The organism is uncultured Empedobacter sp., from assembly GCF_937930195.1.
In the GTDB taxonomy this organism is placed as follows: Bacteria; Bacteroidota; Bacteroidia; order Flavobacteriales; family Weeksellaceae; genus Empedobacter; species Empedobacter stercoris.
On sequence record NZ_CALGVK010000006.1, the window covers coordinates 1 to 17,948 of the forward strand.

At 30.0% G+C, this 17,948-nt stretch carries 13 protein-coding genes; 7 read left to right on the forward strand and 6 right to left on the reverse strand.

Features of this window, described 5'->3' with window-relative positions; genetic code table 11:
- Positions 1 to 1,816 (reverse strand): outer membrane beta-barrel family protein (locus Q0616_RS00245; RefSeq protein ID WP_298773936.1); only part of this gene is annotated, 1,816 nt, incomplete at its 3' end.
- Positions 1,817 to 1,900: 84 nt separating this feature from the next.
- Here Q0616_RS00245 and Q0616_RS00250 point away from each other — a divergent pair.
- Together Q0616_RS00250 and Q0616_RS00255 are read left to right on the forward strand one after the other, a co-directional pair.
- Positions 1,901 to 3,247: a HAMP domain-containing sensor histidine kinase gene (locus Q0616_RS00250; RefSeq protein ID WP_260542106.1), complete on the forward strand. Its 1,347-nt coding sequence runs from the start codon at positions 1,901 to 1,903 to the stop codon at positions 3,245 to 3,247.
- A complete protein-coding gene (locus Q0616_RS00255; protein ID WP_260542108.1) occupies positions 3,237 to 3,917 on the forward strand; it encodes a response regulator transcription factor in 681 nt (226 codons plus the stop codon). The genes Q0616_RS00250 and Q0616_RS00255 overlap by 11 nt, the downstream gene beginning before the upstream one ends.
- A gap of 83 nt (positions 3,918 to 4,000) precedes the next feature.
- Here Q0616_RS00255 and gdhA read toward each other — a convergent pair whose 3' ends face one another.
- Together gdhA and Q0616_RS00265 are read right to left on the reverse strand one after the other, a co-directional pair.
- The gene (gdhA, locus tag Q0616_RS00260; protein ID WP_260542110.1) at positions 4,001 to 5,350 is read right to left on the reverse strand and encodes an NADP-specific glutamate dehydrogenase; all 1,350 of its coding nucleotides are present in this window, start codon (positions 5,348 to 5,350) and stop codon (positions 4,001 to 4,003) included.
- A gap of 201 nt (positions 5,351 to 5,551) precedes the next feature.
- Positions 5,552 to 6,142, reverse strand: coding sequence for a DUF937 domain-containing protein (locus tag Q0616_RS00265; RefSeq protein WP_298773940.1), 591 nt, complete (start codon positions 6,140 to 6,142; stop codon positions 5,552 to 5,554).
- 104 nt (positions 6,143 to 6,246) lie between these two features.
- Here Q0616_RS00265 and Q0616_RS00270 point away from each other — a divergent pair, with 104 nt between their 5' ends.
- A complete protein-coding gene (locus Q0616_RS00270) occupies positions 6,247 to 7,281 on the forward strand; it encodes a GyrI-like domain-containing protein (protein WP_298773942.1) in 1,035 nt (344 codons plus the stop codon).
- 88 nt (positions 7,282 to 7,369) lie between these two features.
- On the forward strand, positions 7,370 to 10,195 hold the full coding sequence (gene uvrA, locus Q0616_RS00275) for an excinuclease ABC subunit UvrA (protein ID WP_298773944.1): 2,826 nt from the start codon (positions 7,370 to 7,372) through the stop codon (positions 10,193 to 10,195).
- Between the two features lie 72 nt (positions 10,196 to 10,267).
- On the opposite strand, the gene Q0616_RS00280 is transcribed toward uvrA, so the two are convergent.
- The gene (locus Q0616_RS00280) at positions 10,268 to 11,575 is read right to left on the reverse strand and encodes an Ig-like domain-containing protein (protein ID WP_298773946.1); all 1,308 of its coding nucleotides are present in this window, start codon (positions 11,573 to 11,575) and stop codon (positions 10,268 to 10,270) included.
- Between the two features lie 113 nt (positions 11,576 to 11,688).
- On the opposite strand from Q0616_RS00280, the gene Q0616_RS00285 reads away from it, so the two are divergent.
- The 3 genes from Q0616_RS00285 (at position 11,689) to Q0616_RS00295 (ending at position 14,500) form a co-directional block, all read left to right on the forward strand.
- Complete coding sequence (locus Q0616_RS00285; protein ID WP_298773948.1) at positions 11,689 to 12,960, forward strand: DUF2851 family protein; 1,272 nt, start codon at positions 11,689 to 11,691, stop codon at positions 12,958 to 12,960.
- Positions 12,961 to 13,182, forward strand: coding sequence for a PspC family transcriptional regulator (locus Q0616_RS00290; protein ID WP_171621958.1), 222 nt, complete (start codon positions 12,961 to 12,963; stop codon positions 13,180 to 13,182). It abuts the gene before it with no gap.
- Between the two features lie 145 nt (positions 13,183 to 13,327).
- Entirely contained in the window at positions 13,328 to 14,500 is a 1,173-nt protein-coding gene (locus Q0616_RS00295; RefSeq protein ID WP_298773950.1) for a helix-hairpin-helix domain-containing protein, read from the forward strand.
- An 88-nt stretch (positions 14,501 to 14,588) separates the two neighbouring features.
- Here the strand turns inward: Q0616_RS00295 and Q0616_RS00300 are convergent, their stop codons facing one another.
- Together Q0616_RS00300 and crcB are read right to left on the reverse strand one after the other, a co-directional pair.
- Positions 14,589 to 17,501: an insulinase family protein gene (locus tag Q0616_RS00300; RefSeq protein WP_298773952.1), complete on the reverse strand. Its 2,913-nt coding sequence runs from the start codon at positions 17,499 to 17,501 to the stop codon at positions 14,589 to 14,591.
- Between the two features lie 78 nt (positions 17,502 to 17,579).
- Positions 17,580 to 17,948 (reverse strand): fluoride efflux transporter CrcB (gene crcB, locus Q0616_RS00305; protein WP_298773954.1); only part of this gene is annotated, 369 nt, incomplete at its 5' end.

Here is a 17,948-nt window from a genome sequence, read left to right on the forward strand (position 1 = left end):
TTTGAATTGAAATTTCCATTGCAGGGTCTTTCTCATAGCGATAATACATTTCAAAATTCCAATCTTTTAAAGTGTAAGATAAACTCAAATTGTGAATAATCGTAGAAACTGCGTTTGCATCGCCTTGAAAATATGAAAATAGATTGTAATACGATTTCGAAGGATTCAAGAAATTATAATTTGGTCGATTAATTCTTTTGCCATAATTCAAACCAATTTGTCCTGCGTTTTCAAAACTATACATCAAATATATTGTTGGAAATAAGTCTGTATTTGTTCGTTTATTATGATTAATTGGGTGATCAGAAATCGTATTAATCCAAGTTGTTTCAGTTCTCAAACCAGCTTTTGCTTCCCACTTTTTCCAGTTGTAATTTCCAGAAAGATATAAGGCGAAAATCTGTTCTTTGTAATTAAAAACATTACTTTTTTCGGGTTGATATTCGATTTGATTTTGAATTGATTCAAAAAAATCTAAATCATTATCATTTTTCACAAAACTATGTTTTGCTCCAGCCTCCAAACCAAAATTTTCATGAGTTAAACTATAATCAATTTGAGTAGAAAATAAATTCAATTTTTGAAGTGCAGTACTTAAAAAACGGTTTTCTTCATAAGGTTTATCTTTGAAATTTAATTTCGTTAAAACATCTTGATTTTCTTTGTAATAGCGATGACTAAAATTGTTGCTCCAAGTCAAATTGTTTTTTCCAAACTTTTTATCATAAACTAAATACGTGTTGAAATTATTTGAAGCTTCGCGACGATGATTTTGTGTGATATAAAAAGATTCGAGTTGATTATTTGTTGTGTTGTAAATATTTGTCGGAACATTATAATTCCCAATTGATGCAGGGTTTCTTGATCCATTTATTCCGAACTGAAAATGCTGCAAGCTATCGATTGAATATTGAGAAGCAAAATTGTAAATATGTTGTTGTTTAGCAACTGTTCTGCGAATCATGTCGCTCTCCCAACGTGTTTTATCATCTTGAAAAGTTACAACATCAAAATTTTTGCGAACATATTTTCCATTCACAAAATAATAATTTCCTGTCAATTGCCATTTTTCTGTATTGTAAGACTGTGTTGTTCCCAACATTCCTTTGCTATAAATCGATTGATGATAACGCGCAGCGATTTGTCCTTTGTAACCAGAAAGTACATTTTTCTTCATTTTGATGTTGATAATCGCACTTCCAGACGCCTCATATTTAGCAGGTGGATTTGTAATGATTTCAACCGAAAAAACAGTGGCACCATCTGTATTTTCTAACAATTGTTTCAATTGATCTTCCGTCATCAAAGTTTTTTTATCATTAATCGTGATCAAAATTTGTGTGTTTCCTCTTACGCTTAATTGATTATTTTTTAAGAGAACATTTGGTGTGTTTTTCACGATATCCCAAGCGCTTAAATTTTGCAAAGGCGTATTTTCTACATTAAATTCTATTCGGTCAATTTTTCGTTTCAACAAAGGTTTTTGAGCTGAAACAACAACATCTTTTAGGTTTATTGTTTCATCTTTTTTGAGTACAATTTGAATAGATTTTGTATTATTAGTTTGATAGGTTTCTTCAAATTCTTGGTAGCCGAATTCTTTAATATATATCGTAAATAATTTTGCTTGATGAAGTTCAAAACTGAATTCGCCATTTTCATTCGATTCAGTTATAATAGGATCTTGTGAAGGAATTTCAATTTCAATAGAATTTTTTGTTAATGGATTATTTTGCTCATCCATCAATTTTCCAGTTATAACCTGTGCAAAAATTATGGATGGAAATAAAAGTAAGATATAAACAATTGTTTTCATTCAAATAGTTTTAACAAAGTTGATTTTAAACGTCGTTTTTTTCGGTTAATGAACGGTTAACGATGCGTTAATGTGAGTTTTGTGATGAAAAACAATGTATTTTTGAGTATGAATCTTTCTAAAAAATATTATTCAATTTTATTTGCGTTTGTATTGTTGATTTTAGTCGCTTTGCAAGTTTATTACATTTACAATTCGTATCGGTTAGTGGAAAAAGATATGAATAAAGAAGCTGCTGAAATTGCATTGAAAGTAATGAATGAAATGAACGAATTTCAGAAAGCAATAGATGAAGATAATTTGATCAATAGTTTTAAAAAATTATCGCACGAAAAAGGAAAACAGTTTGATGAACTGAATGTTATTCGTTTGAACATAGATAATAATCATCAACTATTTACATCAAAAGTAGATTCGTTAATTGATTTTTATTCCAAAGAAAGAAATTATCAAATTGCGTTAAAAATGGAAATTTATTCTGTTTATGATGAAATCAATCATGTAGAATTATTACCCCAAAAACCGTTGGTTATGTATCGTTCATCGACCAAAATAATTCATCCAAAATCGATTAATCAAAGTGTTTGGAGTTCTGATGATATAAGTAATCAAACAGATTCAGATTTAGGAATTGATAAAAGTGAGCGACATAAATACAAAATAAAATCACAAACTAACTATGAATTATTGAATTTGAATTTTTTAGTGCTCAAAAAAATAATTCCTTTGATTGTGGTGAGTTTACTAATTATTGCATTAATCATTTTTTTATATTGGAAATCGATTCAAAATTTATCGAAACAAGAAGAAAAAATCAATCAATTGCATTTAACCATCGACTCAATTGCGCATGAATTGAACACACCGATTACGACCATGAAATTTGCTTTACATCAAGTTCAACATAACGAAATCAAAGAAATGATAAATCGTCAAATTAATCGTTTGGAGAATACAGTTGATTCAATTTTTGTAAAAAATGATGAAAATAATGAATTGTTAGATGAAGTGATTTTAAATGAGATTATTCAGAAAATACAATTGCAATTTCCAGCAATTAATATCACGCATCAAATTATTTTTGAAAAAAATGGAAGATTGCTAACGAAAGATTTTCAACAAATTTTCCAGAATTTAATCGAAAATTCTATCAAATATGGTGCTTCTGAAATTTTATTAGATTTTAAATTTCAAAAAGAAATAACATTGAATTTTTCAGATAATGGAATAGGAATTCCTATAAATGATTTGCCTTTTATTTTTGATAAATATTATCGAGTCGATCGCTCAATCAATCAAAATGTTAGTGGTTTGGGAATTGGATTATATCTCGTTAAAACGATTATTGAACGCTATTTAGGAACAATCAACGTTGAGAATAATAAAGAAAAAGGTGTTCAATTTTTAATCGTTTTGCCGAATGAAAACTAAAATAATTTTAGTAGAAGATGATCAAGATTTGGGAACTGTTCTCAAACAATATCTTGAATTTTCTGATTTTGAAGTAATATGGTTCAATCATCCACAAAAATTATTGAATGATTTGTCGATTGTATCTTCAGCTCAATTGATTATTTTGGATGTAATGTTACCTGAAATTGATGGTTTTTCTTTGGCAAAAGAGTTGGTTAAAACGATTTCGATTCCTTATTTGTTTTTAACAGCAAAAGCACAAAGCTTTGATCGAGTTTTAGGTTTAAAATTGGGTGCTGATGATTACATTACAAAACCTTGTGATCCTGAAGAATTGGTCTTAAGAATCAAAAATATTTTGAGAAGAAATTATCCTATTTCAGAAGAAATATTTCTAATTGGAACCTATGTTTTTAATCGAAATCAATTGACTTTATCTTTTAAAGATGAGTTTTTTCAACTCACAGAAAAAGAAACCGAATTGTTGTTTTATTTTATTCGAAATAATCAAAAATTGGTCACACGAAAAGAAATTTTAGAAACCATTTGGGGCGAAAATGATTACTTTATGGGACGAAGTTTGGATGTTTTTATGACACGTTTGCGCAAATATTTTCAGAACGATGAAACAATAAAATTCGAATCTGTTCGTGGAATTGGATTTAAGATCGAGTTACCTCTAAAATAAAAGCCTCTATTTAAGAGGCTTTCATAACAAACAATTGAATTTAAACTTAGTTCGAAAACTAAATATATAAATGGATTTTTAATTTATATTCCTTGCGCAATCATCGCGTCAGCAACTTTTACAAAACCTGCAATATTGGCTCCTTTGTAATAATTTATAGTACGTTGATGAGGTTCTTCTCCATACTTTTTACATTGTTGATGAATTTTTATCATAATCTCTTTTAGTCGATAATTTACTTTTTCTCTGTTCCAATTTTGACGAATCGAATTTTGAGACATTTCTAATCCAGATGTTGCGACACCACCTGCGTTTGCGGCTTTTCCAGGACCGTACAAAATATGATGATTTAAAAAATAATGAACCGCATCTGGAGTTGTTGGCATATTCGCACCTTCTGCTACTAACGTGCATCCGTTGAGATGCAACGTTTGCGCATCTTGTAAATCTAATTCATTTTCTGTTGCACACGGTAAAGCTATATCACAAGGGGTTTTCCAAGGTGTTTGATTAGGATAAAAATTGGCTTTAGGATAATAATCAATATAAGTAGAAATACGTGCGTAATCTTCATTTTTAATTTTGAAAATGATGTTTAATTTTTCTTGATCAAAACCATCTTCATCATAAATATACCCAGAAGAATCTGAAAGTGTTACTACTTTTGCACCCATTTCGATTGATTTTTCTGCTGCATATTGTGCAACATTTCCTGCTCCTGAAATCGTAATAATTTTCCCCTCTAAATTCTCCCCTTTTTCTGCCAACATACATTCTACAAAATAAAGTAATCCATATCCAGTGGCTTCGGGACGGATTAAAGAACCTCCAAAGTCTAATCCTTTACCTGTTAAAACACCTGTAAACTCGTTTCGAATTCGTTTATACTGTCCAAACATATAACCAATTTCTCTCGCTCCAACACCGATATCTCCAGCAGGAACATCTACATCAGCACCAATATGACGCGATAATTCTGTCATAAATGCTTGACAAAAACGCATGATTTCCATATCGGATTTTCCCTTTGGATCAAAATCTGAACCTCCTTTTCCGCCTCCCATAGGTAATGTTGTTAAACTATTTTTGAAAACTTGTTCAAAGGCTAAAAATTTTAAAATTGATAAATTAACCGAAGGATGAAAACGCAAACCGCCTTTGTATGGGCCAATAGCAGAATTCATTTGTACACGATAACCTTTATTGATTTGTATTTCTCCTTTGTCATCTACCCAAGTTACTCGAAATTGAATAACGCGTTCTGGTTCTGCAATTCGTTCCAGTATTTTAAATTTTTTATACTTTGGATGAGCATCAATAAAAGGTAATAAAGTTTCAGATACTTCTTCTACAGCTTGCAGAAATTCTTTTTCATTCGGATTTTTTGATTGGATTGATTGAATAAAATCGTCTGTGTAAAATAAAGTATCCATGATTTTTTGTGCTTAATTTTTTATAAAAATACAAGGAAGGTGTGTTTTTTTAATTCTTTAAATAATAAAAAGTTTCATATATTATTAAATCAGTAATTTAGTTAGGTTAGATTGTTTAATTTGATAATTTTAGAAACAAAAAAAGCAGGAAATTTTCCTGCTTGATAAATTTTATATTTTTATTCAATTTAAGACATCGAATTATTTTTTGAAGAATCCGCCTAAAAATCCCATCGCATCTCCAAGTCCTAATTGTCCATCTCCATCTTGATCTAATAACTTTTCAAAACCTCCTAAGTTTACACCTCCTTGATTTGATTGTGTAGAAGTTCCTCCAACTAAACCGCCTAATAATCCAGCAATTCCGTTAGAATCTAAACCTTCTGATTGCTTTTGTTTTCCTAAATATCCCATTACAATTGGTGCTACCAAAGCTAATATTTGTGTTACTTGTCCTACACTTATACCAGATTGTTGAGAAATTGCAGACGCTACATTTTGTTGTTTATTACCTAAAACATGATTCAAAATTCCCAAACCATCTTGTTGATTTCCTCCTTGTCCTAAAAATCCAGAAAGATTATCTAAAATACTACCATCGTGTTGCTTTAACGCATTCGAAATTCCTTCTGCGCCACCAGTTTGTGCATTTTTATTTAAAGCTGATAATAAAAAAGGTACAGCCGCAGCAACAGCACTTTGTGCTTGAGATTCATTAATACCTAATTGTTTCGCAGCAGATCCAACAACTTGTTGACCAATAGTTCCTTGAATTAAATTTGTAAAGTCCATAAGTTTAAATTTATTTAATCAAATATAGTATTTTTAAAACATTAATTTAGATTAATATTATGAGTGCGGTAAAGTATTTCTATTTTTGTACTTTAATTTTATAAATGAAACAAATAAATCTTCTTTTAGTAATTCTTATTGCGATTATAGCTTTGTTGCCAATCGTATTGCCAGATCGGTTTGATGAAGAAATCGAGTATGAGTTTGATGCGCCTGTGGGATTGGTTTATGATGAATTTTATAATCTTCGACAGTTTTCTAAATGGGAAAAATTTACGGCAGCTGATTCATTGACTATCAAAAAGTTTACGAATACACAAGATGATGATGAAATTTCGGTTACGTGGGATTCTGATGATGCAGCAATTGCTTCGGGAAAAATAACGATTGATAATTTTGCAGTGAATCGTTTCGTGAATTACACAATAAAATATGATGGTTGGGAAAAATTAGATAGTTTGAATGTGAAATTTGATCAAAATGAAAGTGGTAAAACAATCGCTAAATTAAATTATTTGAGCCAAGAGATTCCCTATTTTTACCGTTATTTCGCGTATTTCAAAAATCCAGAATCCAAGTTTCAAGAATCATTAGATAATTTAAACGAACAAGTTAAAATACGTTTATATAAAGATAAAAAAGAAGGAAGACTAAATTATGGTGAATTCCGTATCACAGCATTAGGAAGAACGAATTTATTAGCGATTAAAAAACAAGCTAAACTTTCTGATAAAGTGATTATGGAAAAAGTAGATGAATCTTTCGAAACCATTTATAAAGCTTTAATCAACAAGGAAGAAGGTGGGTACGATTTCGATTTAGGTTTTCCTTATATCTATTTTACTGATTTTAATAAAGAAAAAGATCAGGTTACTTTTTTCTCAGGAATTCAATTAATAGAGGACTTACCTTTGCAAAAAGGAATGCAAAAAGTAGTTGTGCCTGAAGGTAATTATTTATTAACCTTGCATATAGGACCACGTTCTAAACGTCATCAAACAATTACGAAAATGAAAAATTACGCACAATCGAAAAAAATAGAATTAGGAAAACGACAATTAGAAGTGATGTTGAATGATCCAAAAGAAACAGATAGCTTAAAACTTGTTTCACGTATTTATATTCCGATTGTAAAATAATAAATTAGAAAGAATTAACAATTTTTAAAATAGACTAAGCCACAGAAATGTGGCTTTTTTTGTACTTTTGCAAATCTTACAAATAAACATGGACAAAGATTTTATTGAAGTTTACGGAGCTCGTGAACATAATCTAAAAAATATTGATGTTAAGATTCCTCGCAACGAGCTTGTGGTGATCACAGGATTAAGTGGAAGTGGGAAATCTTCGCTTGCTTTTGATACGATTTATGCAGAAGGTCAACGTCGTTATATTGAAACATTTTCGGCTTATGCACGTCAATTTTTAGGAGGATTGGAACGTCCAGATGTTGATAAAATTGATGGATTGTCTCCTGTTATTGCAATTGAGCAAAAAACAACCAATAAGAATCCGCGTTCTACAGTAGGAACAATTACAGAAATTTATGATTTTCTTCGTTTATTATATGCAAGAGCGTCCACAGCTTATTCTGTTGAAACGAATGAAAAAATGGTGGCATACACAGATGATCAAATTATTGAACTGATTCGTGCGCAATATGAAGGAAAAAAAATAGCTATTCTGGCACCAATTGTTCGTTCTCGTAAAGGTCATTACCGTGAAGTTTTTGTGACTTATTCTAAAAAAGGTTTTCTCGAAATGCGCATTGATGGTACGTTACAAGATATTGCGCCAGGAATGATGTTAGATCGTTACAAAACACATGATATCGAGTTGTTGGTTGACAAAATGATTTTGAATGAGAAAGTGAATGATCAACGTTTACGCTCAAGTATCGATCATGCAATGCAACAAGGAAACGGAATTACAATGGTTTTGGATTACGAAACAAACGAATCTCGATTCTTTTCTCGTTCATTAATGTGTGCTAAAACAGGTGTTTCATATGCACTACCCGAACCCAATACTTTTTCGTTTAATTCACCAAAAGGAGCTTGTCCAACTTGTACTGGTTTAGGCGAATTGAAAGTAGTGAATCACGAAAAATTATTTCAAGATAAAGAGAAATCGTTGTTTGATAATTTAGAAGAATTATTTGAAGCCTTAAAAACTTCTTCTCGAATCGAAAAACAATTAGAGGCTATTTTTGTTAAATATAATGTAGATCAAAAGACTGCTTTCAAAAAATTGCCAAAAGAATTAATTGACGATGTGATGAATGGTTTGAAAGAAACCTTGAACGTTGATTTGAAATTTGCATCAGTCAAAAAAACATATAAAATAGATTTTGAAGGATTAAACGAATTTCTTTCTGAAATTATGGAAGATAAAACCAATCCTTCTTCAAATTCGATTAGTAAAAAGTTTGGAAAAAAAGAAATTTGTCCAACTTGCGAAGGTAAACGCTTAAAGAAAGAATCACTTTTCTTTCGCATAGATGATAAAAATATCGGAGAAGTTGCCGAAATGGATCTTAAATCTTTACAGAAATGGATTGAAGAAGCGCCAGCTTCTATGTCAGCTAATCAACAACAAATTGCGCATGAAATTCTGAAAGAAATTTATACACGTTTGTCATTTTTATTAGATGTCGGATTGGATTATTTGAGTTTGAATCGTTCGTCGAAAACTCTTTCTGGAGGAGAAGCGCAACGAATTCGTTTAGCAACTCAAATCGGTTCTCAGTTAGTCAATGTCTTGTATATTTTAGACGAACCAAGTATTGGTTTGCATCAACGTGATAATGTTCGTTTGATTGATTCTTTAAAAAAATTACGTGATATCGGAAATTCTGTTTTGGTTGTAGAGCATGATAAAGACATGATTTTAGAAGCTGATTATGTAATTGATGTTGGTCCTAAAGCTGGGAAAAATGGAGGTCAAATTGTCTGGCAAGGAGAACCTGAACAAATGTTGAAATCAAATACATTGACTTCAAAATATTTAAATAATCAATTACAAATAGAAGTTCCGAAAGAACGACGAAAAGGAAATGGAAACGACCTAAAACTTTTTGGTGCTTCAGGAAATAATCTAAAAAAAGTAAATCTTACTATTCCATTAGGTGAATTGGTTGTGGTTTCTGGAGTTTCTGGTAGTGGGAAATCTACGTTAATTAATGAAACGTTATATCGAATTTTGAATCATCATTTTTTCCGTGCAGAAAAAGATCCGATGCCTTACAAAAAAATTGAAGGTTTAGAACATTTAGACAAAGTAATCGAAGTGGATCAATCACCAATTGGTCGTACACCTCGTTCTAATCCTGCAACCTACACAGGAATTTTTTCTGATATTCGTTCGTTGTTCACCAATTTACCCGAAGCTAAAATTAGAGGGTACAAACCTGGACGTTTTTCGTTTAATGTAAAAGGTGGTCGTTGCGAAACTTGTCAGGGAGCAGGTTTGCGTGTGATAGAAATGAATTTTTTACCTGATATTCATGTCGAGTGTGAAACATGTAATGGTAAACGTTTTAATAGAGAAACCTTAGAGATACGTTACAAAGGAAAATCGATTTCGGATGTGTTGGAGATGACTGTAAATGAAGCCGTAGAATTCTTTGAAGCTATTCCGAAAATTTATCGTTATGTCAAAATGTTGCAAGATGTAGGGTTAGGTTATATCACACTTGGACAACAATCGACAACCTTGAGTGGAGGAGAAGCACAACGTGTAAAATTGGCGACAGAATTAGCAAAAAAACAAACCGGAAAAACAATTTATATTTTAGATGAACCAACAACAGGTTTACATTTTGAAGACGTAAATGTATTGATGAAAGTCATCAATAAAATTGTAGAATTTGGAAATACAGTAATCATTATCGAACATAATTTAGATGTCATAAAATTAGCCGATTATGTCATAGATATTGGTCCTGATGGTGGTGGAAAAGGTGGTAAAATTGTTGCCGAAGGAACACCAGAAGAAATTGCGAATAATCCGAAAAGCGTAACAGGAAAATTCTTGAAAAACGAATTGAAATAATAAAAATATAATTTACAATAAAAAATCCTTGTCAAAGCTTTAAATCTTGACAAGGATTTTACTTATTCAAACCTAATTAGAAGTTTCAAATTCTATCAGATAGTTTTTTAGAGGATAATTATTCATATTTCTAAAATTACTCGAAATTAGGATTTGATATTTTTTATTAGGTTCTAACTCTACTTGAATTGTCCAACTTTTATTATCATTTGACCAATATCTTTTCTTGAAATCACTTTTAGGAAATGCGACTTCGCCTAATTCACCATAATCTACTCCAGTATTAAATCCATTTAAAGGTTCAGAAAAATTGATTGTGATTTCTTTTGTTTTGGGATCAACATTTTTACTGTAATTGTTAAACTGTTTTATTCCAAGAACAGTAGGTCTTTTGCTTTCAAAATCTTTTTGAAGTTCTTCTAAAGATTTAGAAAAATAATTTGATTTAGTGACATAATCTTCAATAACAGTTTTGTTTGCATAATCTAACTCGATTAATTCTTTTATTGCATATTTTTTATTTTCAGCTTGATTGTAATAATTTTCAGCTATCTGATAACCTATATAATATCCCAAATCTCTCACGCCAAACTCGTTTGGAGAATCTCCCCAAAGCCATTTATATAAGTTATTCATATAAAACATTTCCTGTTCGAATCGCGCTCTTACTTTTTCATTATTATTTTTACCATAGGCAATAGCGGGAGCTGCGGACGGTACATTCATTGCTTTTGTAGAAACAAATTCTGCAATACCTTCGTAAATAACATAAGAAAGAAGATTGTCTACAAATGGCTTTTGTTGTGTATGAACATATTCATGTACATTTAATAATACCAAATCATTAATAGGCTCGCTATCAAAATATACACGTCTTGCGTTGCGTAGGTTTTTAGGAAATTCGTCTGTAACTGTATTTTTATCCGTCATGGCTAACTCACTTCCAATCAAAACACTTTTATCTTTTATTGTCCCATTTGTACGTAATGCTCCAATTGTAAAGTAAATATTAGCGGGTTTCAATTCAGGATAAATCAATCGAAGTTTTTTAATTCCTTTATTCAAATCTTTTGATATATTTTTAGATTTTAATGTGTTTTTTCGAACCGAATTCCAGAATTTAGGATAAGAATTAATTGCATTGATATAATCTTTTTCGGTATAATTTCTTGTTTCTCTAATTAATTTTAAACCTTCCGTACCTTTTGATAAATACTCATCATTCAAATATTTATATTGCAATACAGAATCTTTAGTTTGAGCTATTTTATCATATGCTATCCAAAAATTATCGACATCTGATGTGAAAACTTTTTGAGCATTTACAGAAAAGGAAAAGAAGAAATAAGCTGTAACAGATGAAAGTATAAAGTTTTTCATAAATAGTAATAAAAGTAATAAGTTACTAAGATAATTTATTTTCATTTGTAAACATTTAATTTTTAAATGTTTATTATAATTAAATTTTGTAAAAAACTATTTATCTTTTTCCTATGAAAGAGGTTTTTCTACATTATATTTGGAATTCGAAGCAATTTTTATATCAAAATTTGCAAACTTTTCATGGTGATTTTATTGAAATTATCAAGGTTGGAAAACTGAATCATCATGCAGGACCAGATTTTTTGGAAGCAGAAATTATTATTGGTGATAAAGTATGGATTGGTAGTGTAGAAATGCATGTAAACTCGTCGGATTGGCTGACGCACCAACATTCAGATGATTTAGCGTACCAAAATGTGATTCTACATGTGGTTTGGAACCATGATTGTGAAGTGGATATTTTACGCCAACGAAATGTACAAACCTTGATTTTACAAGATTTTGTAAAACCTGAAATTGTTTTTAATTATCAAAATATTATTCATTCTAAATTGGATAAAATTTATTGCGAAGAATTTTTAAGTACACTTGATTTTAAACAATTTGATTTTTGGTTTGAACGAATTTTAATCGAACGATTCGAAGAGAAAACAACACATATTTTACACATTTTAGAACAAAATAATTCGAATTGGGAAGAAACATTGTTCAAAAGTTTAGCTAAAAATTTTGGTTTAAAAGTGAATGTAGAAACGTTTGAATTGTGGTCAAATTCTTTTCCATTTAACGTGTTGCAAAAGATACAATTTGATGCGTTAAAAGTAGAGGCTTTATTTTTTGGACAAGCAGGTTTTTTGGAAGAAGATTATGAAAATGCATATTTTAATCAATTAAAAAAAGAATATAATTTTCTGAAAAATAAATATCAAATCCAAGCAATTGAAAATAGTTTATTTCGTTTTTCTAAAATGCGACCAATAGGTTTTCCTACTATTCGATTGGCGCAATTGGCCGCAATTTATACGCAATATTTAAGTTTATTTTCAGTAATTATTCAACCTAAAAATTTAAAAGAATTTTATAAAATTTTTGACAAACAAGAATTGAATTCTTTTTGGAACACACATTATACATTTAAAAACGAATCTAAATTTCAACTCAAAAATCTTTCAAAAGACAAAATAAATAATTTGTTGATTAATACAATTATCCCAATACGATATGCATTCGAGCGACAAAAAGATGAAGTTGAAATTGATTTTTACCTTGATTTGTTAAATGAAATGGATCCCGAAAATAATTCGATTTTGAATGAATTTGAACGCATTGGCTTTGAAAATAAAACCGCGAAAGATTCACAACAATTAATTCAACTCAAAAAAAGATATTGCTCCGAGAAAAAATGTTTAAATTGCGCTATCGGACAACAAATTTTACGTTAAATGAAAGATCAAATAAGAAATTTTGCAGAAAGAGAATGGTTTAATGTTATTTCGAGATTTGCAGATAAAATAGGTGTTCGTGTTGCTAAATTACGATTTATTTTTATCTATTTAGCTTTCGCGACTTTTGGTTTAGCGTTTGTTGGCTATTTTATGATGTTGTTCTTTTTTTGGGTAAAAGATTGTTTTATTATCAAACGAAAATCAGTCTTTGATTTGTAATTTGTTATTTACAAATATTTAAAACCTATAATTTATTTTATTCTTCTTAACTTGCTAAATATTTGAATGTTATATCATTTTTAATGATAATGTAAGGGTGTGATATATAATTTTTTTCATCTCTTTTCTGACTAAAATGAAATATTTGAAAAAGTCTACTTTTTATTTAAATAAATCACAGCGATTTGGGTTGTATTTGTTATTTGTATTGATTTTATTGTTTGAAATTTTTCAGCATATTTCAGTCCAAAAAGAAACTTATGAATTAACAGAAGCGGATAAAGTATTGTTGGCTAAATATCAAATATCTTCTAAGAATTATGCTTTTAATACAACTTCTGTAAATAAATTAAAAGATTCGCTAAAACCTTTTAATCCAAATGATTTGTCTTTGGAAGGTTGGATGAGCCTTGGGTTTTCTGAACGTCAAGCTGAGGTTATTATTAAATACAAAGGAATAGTTGGGGGTGAATTTACCTCAAAAGAGCAAATCAAAAAGTGTTATGTGATTGATGAAGAAAAGTACAGGGAACTATCTCCGTTTATTCTTTTACCTACACAATCTAAATCAAATTTTATTGATTATACATTTTCAAAAACTAAAGTTGTTTATAAGAATTTTAACCCGAATGATTTGCCTCAACAAGGTTGGGAAAAGCTTGGTTTTTCTCCAAAACAGGCTGAAACAATTATGAAATACAAACAAATTATTGGTGGAAAATTTACTTCAAAAGAACAAATTAGAAAATGTTTTGTGATTGATGATGAGAAATATGCAGAAATGAACGCTTATATTTTATTGCCTGAAAAATCAAAAGAAGACGAAAAATTATCAAGTAAACAAATTGGAAAAAATATTCAGTATATTAAATTTAATCCAAATAATTATTCGGAAAAAGATTGGCAAAAGTTAGGATTTTCGTCAAAACAAGCAATTTCTATTTTGAAATATAAAACCATTTTGGGTGGTCAGTTTAAAACCAAAGAGCAAATAAAAAAATGCTATATAATTTCGGATGAAAAGTATCAAGAAATGGAACCTTATATTGATTTACCAACTAATGTTGAATATAAAGCTGAATTACCAAAAGTAGAAAATAAAGTTGAAAAAATTGAGTTAACAGAAAAGTTTAATCCGAATAATTTGAATCATGAAGATTGGATAAAACTGGGCTTTACGGAACAACAAGTCAACACAATTTTAAAATTTAAACGTTCGTTAGGAGGTAAGTTTAAGGATGCAAAAACATTGAAAAAATGTTATGCGATTAGTGAAGAAAAGTTTAATGAGATTGAACCTTATTTAATTTTCGATTAGATATTCATTAAGAGTAAGTTGTTAATTAAAATAAACGCGTTGTAGGATTTCCTAAACGCGTTTATTGATTTTATAATTGAATACAAGATTAATAGTTAAACAATTCTTCTAATGTTAATTCTTTAACATCACCTAATTTTTGAACAGCATTCCAATCTAAGTTGTCTTTTTTACCGATTAAACCTACATTGAATTTCTGACCTTTGATGTGTTTTTGGAAAAATTGATCCAATTGATCTAATGTTAATTTAGATGTTTGCTCGTAAATATCTTTGTTGATATCATAGTTAAGACCTCTATCTTGTAAAGACAGCCAATAAAAGAATACATTTGCTTTTGTGTAGCGACTTGTAGCGATTTGCTTAAGCGCTGCTTGCTTCGAATTATTGAATTGATTTTCTGCTTTTGGCATATTATTCATTAACTCTTTCATAGCATCAACAGCTTGTGGTAATTTGTTTGCTTGTGTACCAATTACCGCTCTCACATAGTTGTAATTATCTTTTTTGTTCGCATTGATGTAAAAAGATCCAGCTGAATAAGCCAAAGATTTAGATTCGCGAATTTCTTGGAAAACAATAGATGATAAACCTCCACCAAAATATTCATTGAAAATTCCGGTTGATGTTAATAACGTTGGATCGTATTTAGAGTCGCGTGCAAAGAAATTAATTTCCGACTGTACCATATCGTAAGGTGCAAAATATACTTTACCATCGGTCGCTGGTTGAGGATATACTTTTTTCTTTGGATAATCTAAATTCTTCCCGAAATTATGATTTTGTTCAATTGCTTTTTTCGTTTCAGCTTCATTATTTCCGTAGTAGAAAATTTGATGCTTGTAATTAAAGAAATCTTTAATGATTTGTGTTAATTCTTTCGGATCAATTGCTTTCAAATCTGCTTCAGAAATAATATCTCGCGAACGATTGTCTGGTCCATATTGAGCATACGTATTCAACATAGAAGAAATCACATTTTTATTCTTTTTAGAATTTTCTCTTGATTTCAATATTTTATTCACATACTCTTGGTACGATTCATTAGTAGCAACAGCATCACTTAAAAGATGTTCGAATAATTTGATACCACTTGTTAAATTCTTTTGTAAACCTGTGATATAAACAGAAGTTCTCTCAGTTCCTGTATTCACACCATAATCAATTCCAATTTTGTAAAACTCTTTTTTTAAGTTTTCTGGTGAATATTTAGAAGTTCCTAAGTAGTTTAAATAATTAATCGCTAAACCAAGTTTCTTGTTATTATCAGATCCCATATCAGCGATGTAGTAAACAGAACTGATATCATTTGTTTTATTTTGGATTGAAGTAAACTTTGTATTGTTGATTTTTCCTTCCTTCAATTCTTTTTTGAAATCAACAAAAACTGGTTTAATCTCACTCGATTTGATGTTCATAAAGTCTTTGTACCAAGTAGATTCAGCATCACGATTTAATTGAATTGGTGTAATACCAGGATTCGATACACGAACTAAGTTTTTGTTTTCACCTTGACGTTTGTAAACAATTACATAATTATCAGTGTAATTTTTCTTCGCAAAATCCATTAATTCTTGCTTCGTAACACGACTCATTTCATCGTATTGATCCACAACTTTCGCCCAAGGAATGTCATTAATGTACGATTTGTATAAACTTGCAGCTAACGAACGTGAGTTTTCCCAACTTTTCATACGCGACTTTCTCAAATCATTCGTTACAGCCTCAATCATCCAATCATCGAATTCCCCTTTTTTAATTTTCTCGATTTGAGTGATTAATAAATCACGAACTTCTTCTAAATTTTGACCTTGTTTTGGTGATCCAGAAAAAGAATGCATTCCGTAATCTCTAAAGAAAGATGAAGAACTACTTGCACCTAATGTTTTTTGTTGTTGATTGATATTTAAATCGATTAATCCTGCAGTAGAATTACTCAAAATGTAATCAATTAGCGTAACATATTTAGCATCAGAACTATTTGCACCATTAAAACGGTAAGCAAACTGTACACGCTCTGAAGATGGACTGAACACTTCACTTGTTACGATTGTTTTGATTGGCTCTTCTTTTGCTACATATTGTGTAGGAGCCGGTTTTGTAGCATAATTTCCGAAATATTTATCAATCATCGGAACAGCTGTATCAAAATCAAAATCTCCAATTAATAGAACTGCCATATTACTCGCAACATAATATTTATCAAAATAATTATGAATTGCCACCATTGAAGGATTCTTTAAATGCTCTGAAGTTCCAATTGTTGTTTGTGTTCCGTAATGCGATTTTGGGAACAATGTTTCCATCATTTTATAGAAAACTAAACGTCCGTCATTATCTTGCGAACGATTAAATTCTTCATAAACAGCTTCTAATTCTGTATGAAATAAACGTAAAACTAATTCGTTAAAACGTTCTGATTCTACTTTTAACCATTTTTCTAATTCGTTGTTCGGAATATTATTATGGTAAATTGTTTCCTCTAAAGAAGTGTGTGCATTTGTGCCTGAAGCTCCAAGCGATGAAATTAATTTATCGTACTCATTTGCAACAGCATATTTAGAAGCTTCTTGCGAAACTTGATCGATTTTTTTATAAAGCTCGATTTTCTTAGCCGGATCTTTTTCTGCTTTATGCTGCTCATATAAATCAGAAATTTGTTGGATCAAAGGTTGTTCTGCAGCCCAGTTTTGAGTTCCAATTTTCGAAGTTCCTTTAAAAACCATGTGTTCTAAATAATGAGCCAAACCAGTGTTGTCTTCTGGATCGTTGTTAGAACCGGTTTTTACAGCAATATGTGTTTGAATTCTTGGTTCGTCTTTTATTTGAGCTAAATAAATTTTTAAACCATTTTTTAAGGTATAGATTCTTGTATTAGAAGGATCATTTTCTACCATTTCGTAGGTATATCCTTTGTTGTCTGTTTTTTTCACAGTCTTTAATTGTGCATAAGTTAAAACGGAAGTAAACATAATTCCGCAAAATAGAAAAGATTTCCTCATGTGATAATTTTAGATTTCTTAAAAATAAGATTTTTTTATTATCTACCATAAAGAAAAATATAATATGTTGATAATGATTTATTTTATAAGCCTAAATCCAATTAGTGTAAAAATAATTCCAATGACAACACTTGATAAAATGTAAACAAGGGATGTCATTACGTTTTGTTGTTGAATTAAGTTGAAATTTTCATATGAAAAACTTGAAAAAGTAGTAAATCCTCCACAAAAACCGGTGATGAATAAAAAATTGAAATACGTATTTCCTATATTATTCTTAATTGAATAAGCGTATAAAATTCCAATCAAAAAGCAACCAATACTATTTGTCAAAAATGTAGCCAACGGAAATGGTTGTGAATAATATTTTCCGATTCCGTATGAAATTAAAAATCTTGCAACACTACCAAAAGCGCCACCTAAACCAACAAATAGTATAGATTTTAA

What these genes read in the sequence shown, in the direction of transcription:
- Q0616_RS00250 (WP_260542106.1), top strand. Translation starts at nt 1,901, where the DNA reads ATGAAAAACAATGTATTTTTGAGTATGAATCTTTCTAAAAAATATTAT.
- Q0616_RS00255 (WP_260542108.1), top strand. Translation starts at nt 3,237, where the DNA reads ATGAAAACTAAAATAATTTTAGTAGAAGATGATCAAGATTTGGGAACT.
- gdhA (WP_260542110.1), bottom strand. Translation starts at nt 5,350, where the DNA reads ATGGATACTTTATTTTACACAGACGATTTTATTCAATCAATCCAATCA.
- Q0616_RS00265 (WP_298773940.1), bottom strand. Translation starts at nt 6,142, where the DNA reads ATGGACTTTACAAATTTAATTCAAGGAACTATTGGTCAACAAGTTGTT.
- Q0616_RS00270 (WP_298773942.1), top strand. Translation starts at nt 6,247, where the DNA reads ATGAAACAAATAAATCTTCTTTTAGTAATTCTTATTGCGATTATAGCT.
- uvrA (WP_298773944.1), top strand. Translation starts at nt 7,370, where the DNA reads ATGGACAAAGATTTTATTGAAGTTTACGGAGCTCGTGAACATAATCTA.
- Q0616_RS00280 (WP_298773946.1), bottom strand. Translation starts at nt 11,575, where the DNA reads ATGAAAAACTTTATACTTTCATCTGTTACAGCTTATTTCTTCTTTTCC.
- Q0616_RS00285 (WP_298773948.1), top strand. Translation starts at nt 11,689, where the DNA reads ATGAAAGAGGTTTTTCTACATTATATTTGGAATTCGAAGCAATTTTTA.
- Q0616_RS00290 (WP_171621958.1), top strand. Translation starts at nt 12,961, where the DNA reads ATGAAAGATCAAATAAGAAATTTTGCAGAAAGAGAATGGTTTAATGTT.
- Q0616_RS00300 (WP_298773952.1), bottom strand. Translation starts at nt 17,501, where the DNA reads ATGAGGAAATCTTTTCTATTTTGCGGAATTATGTTTACTTCCGTTTTA.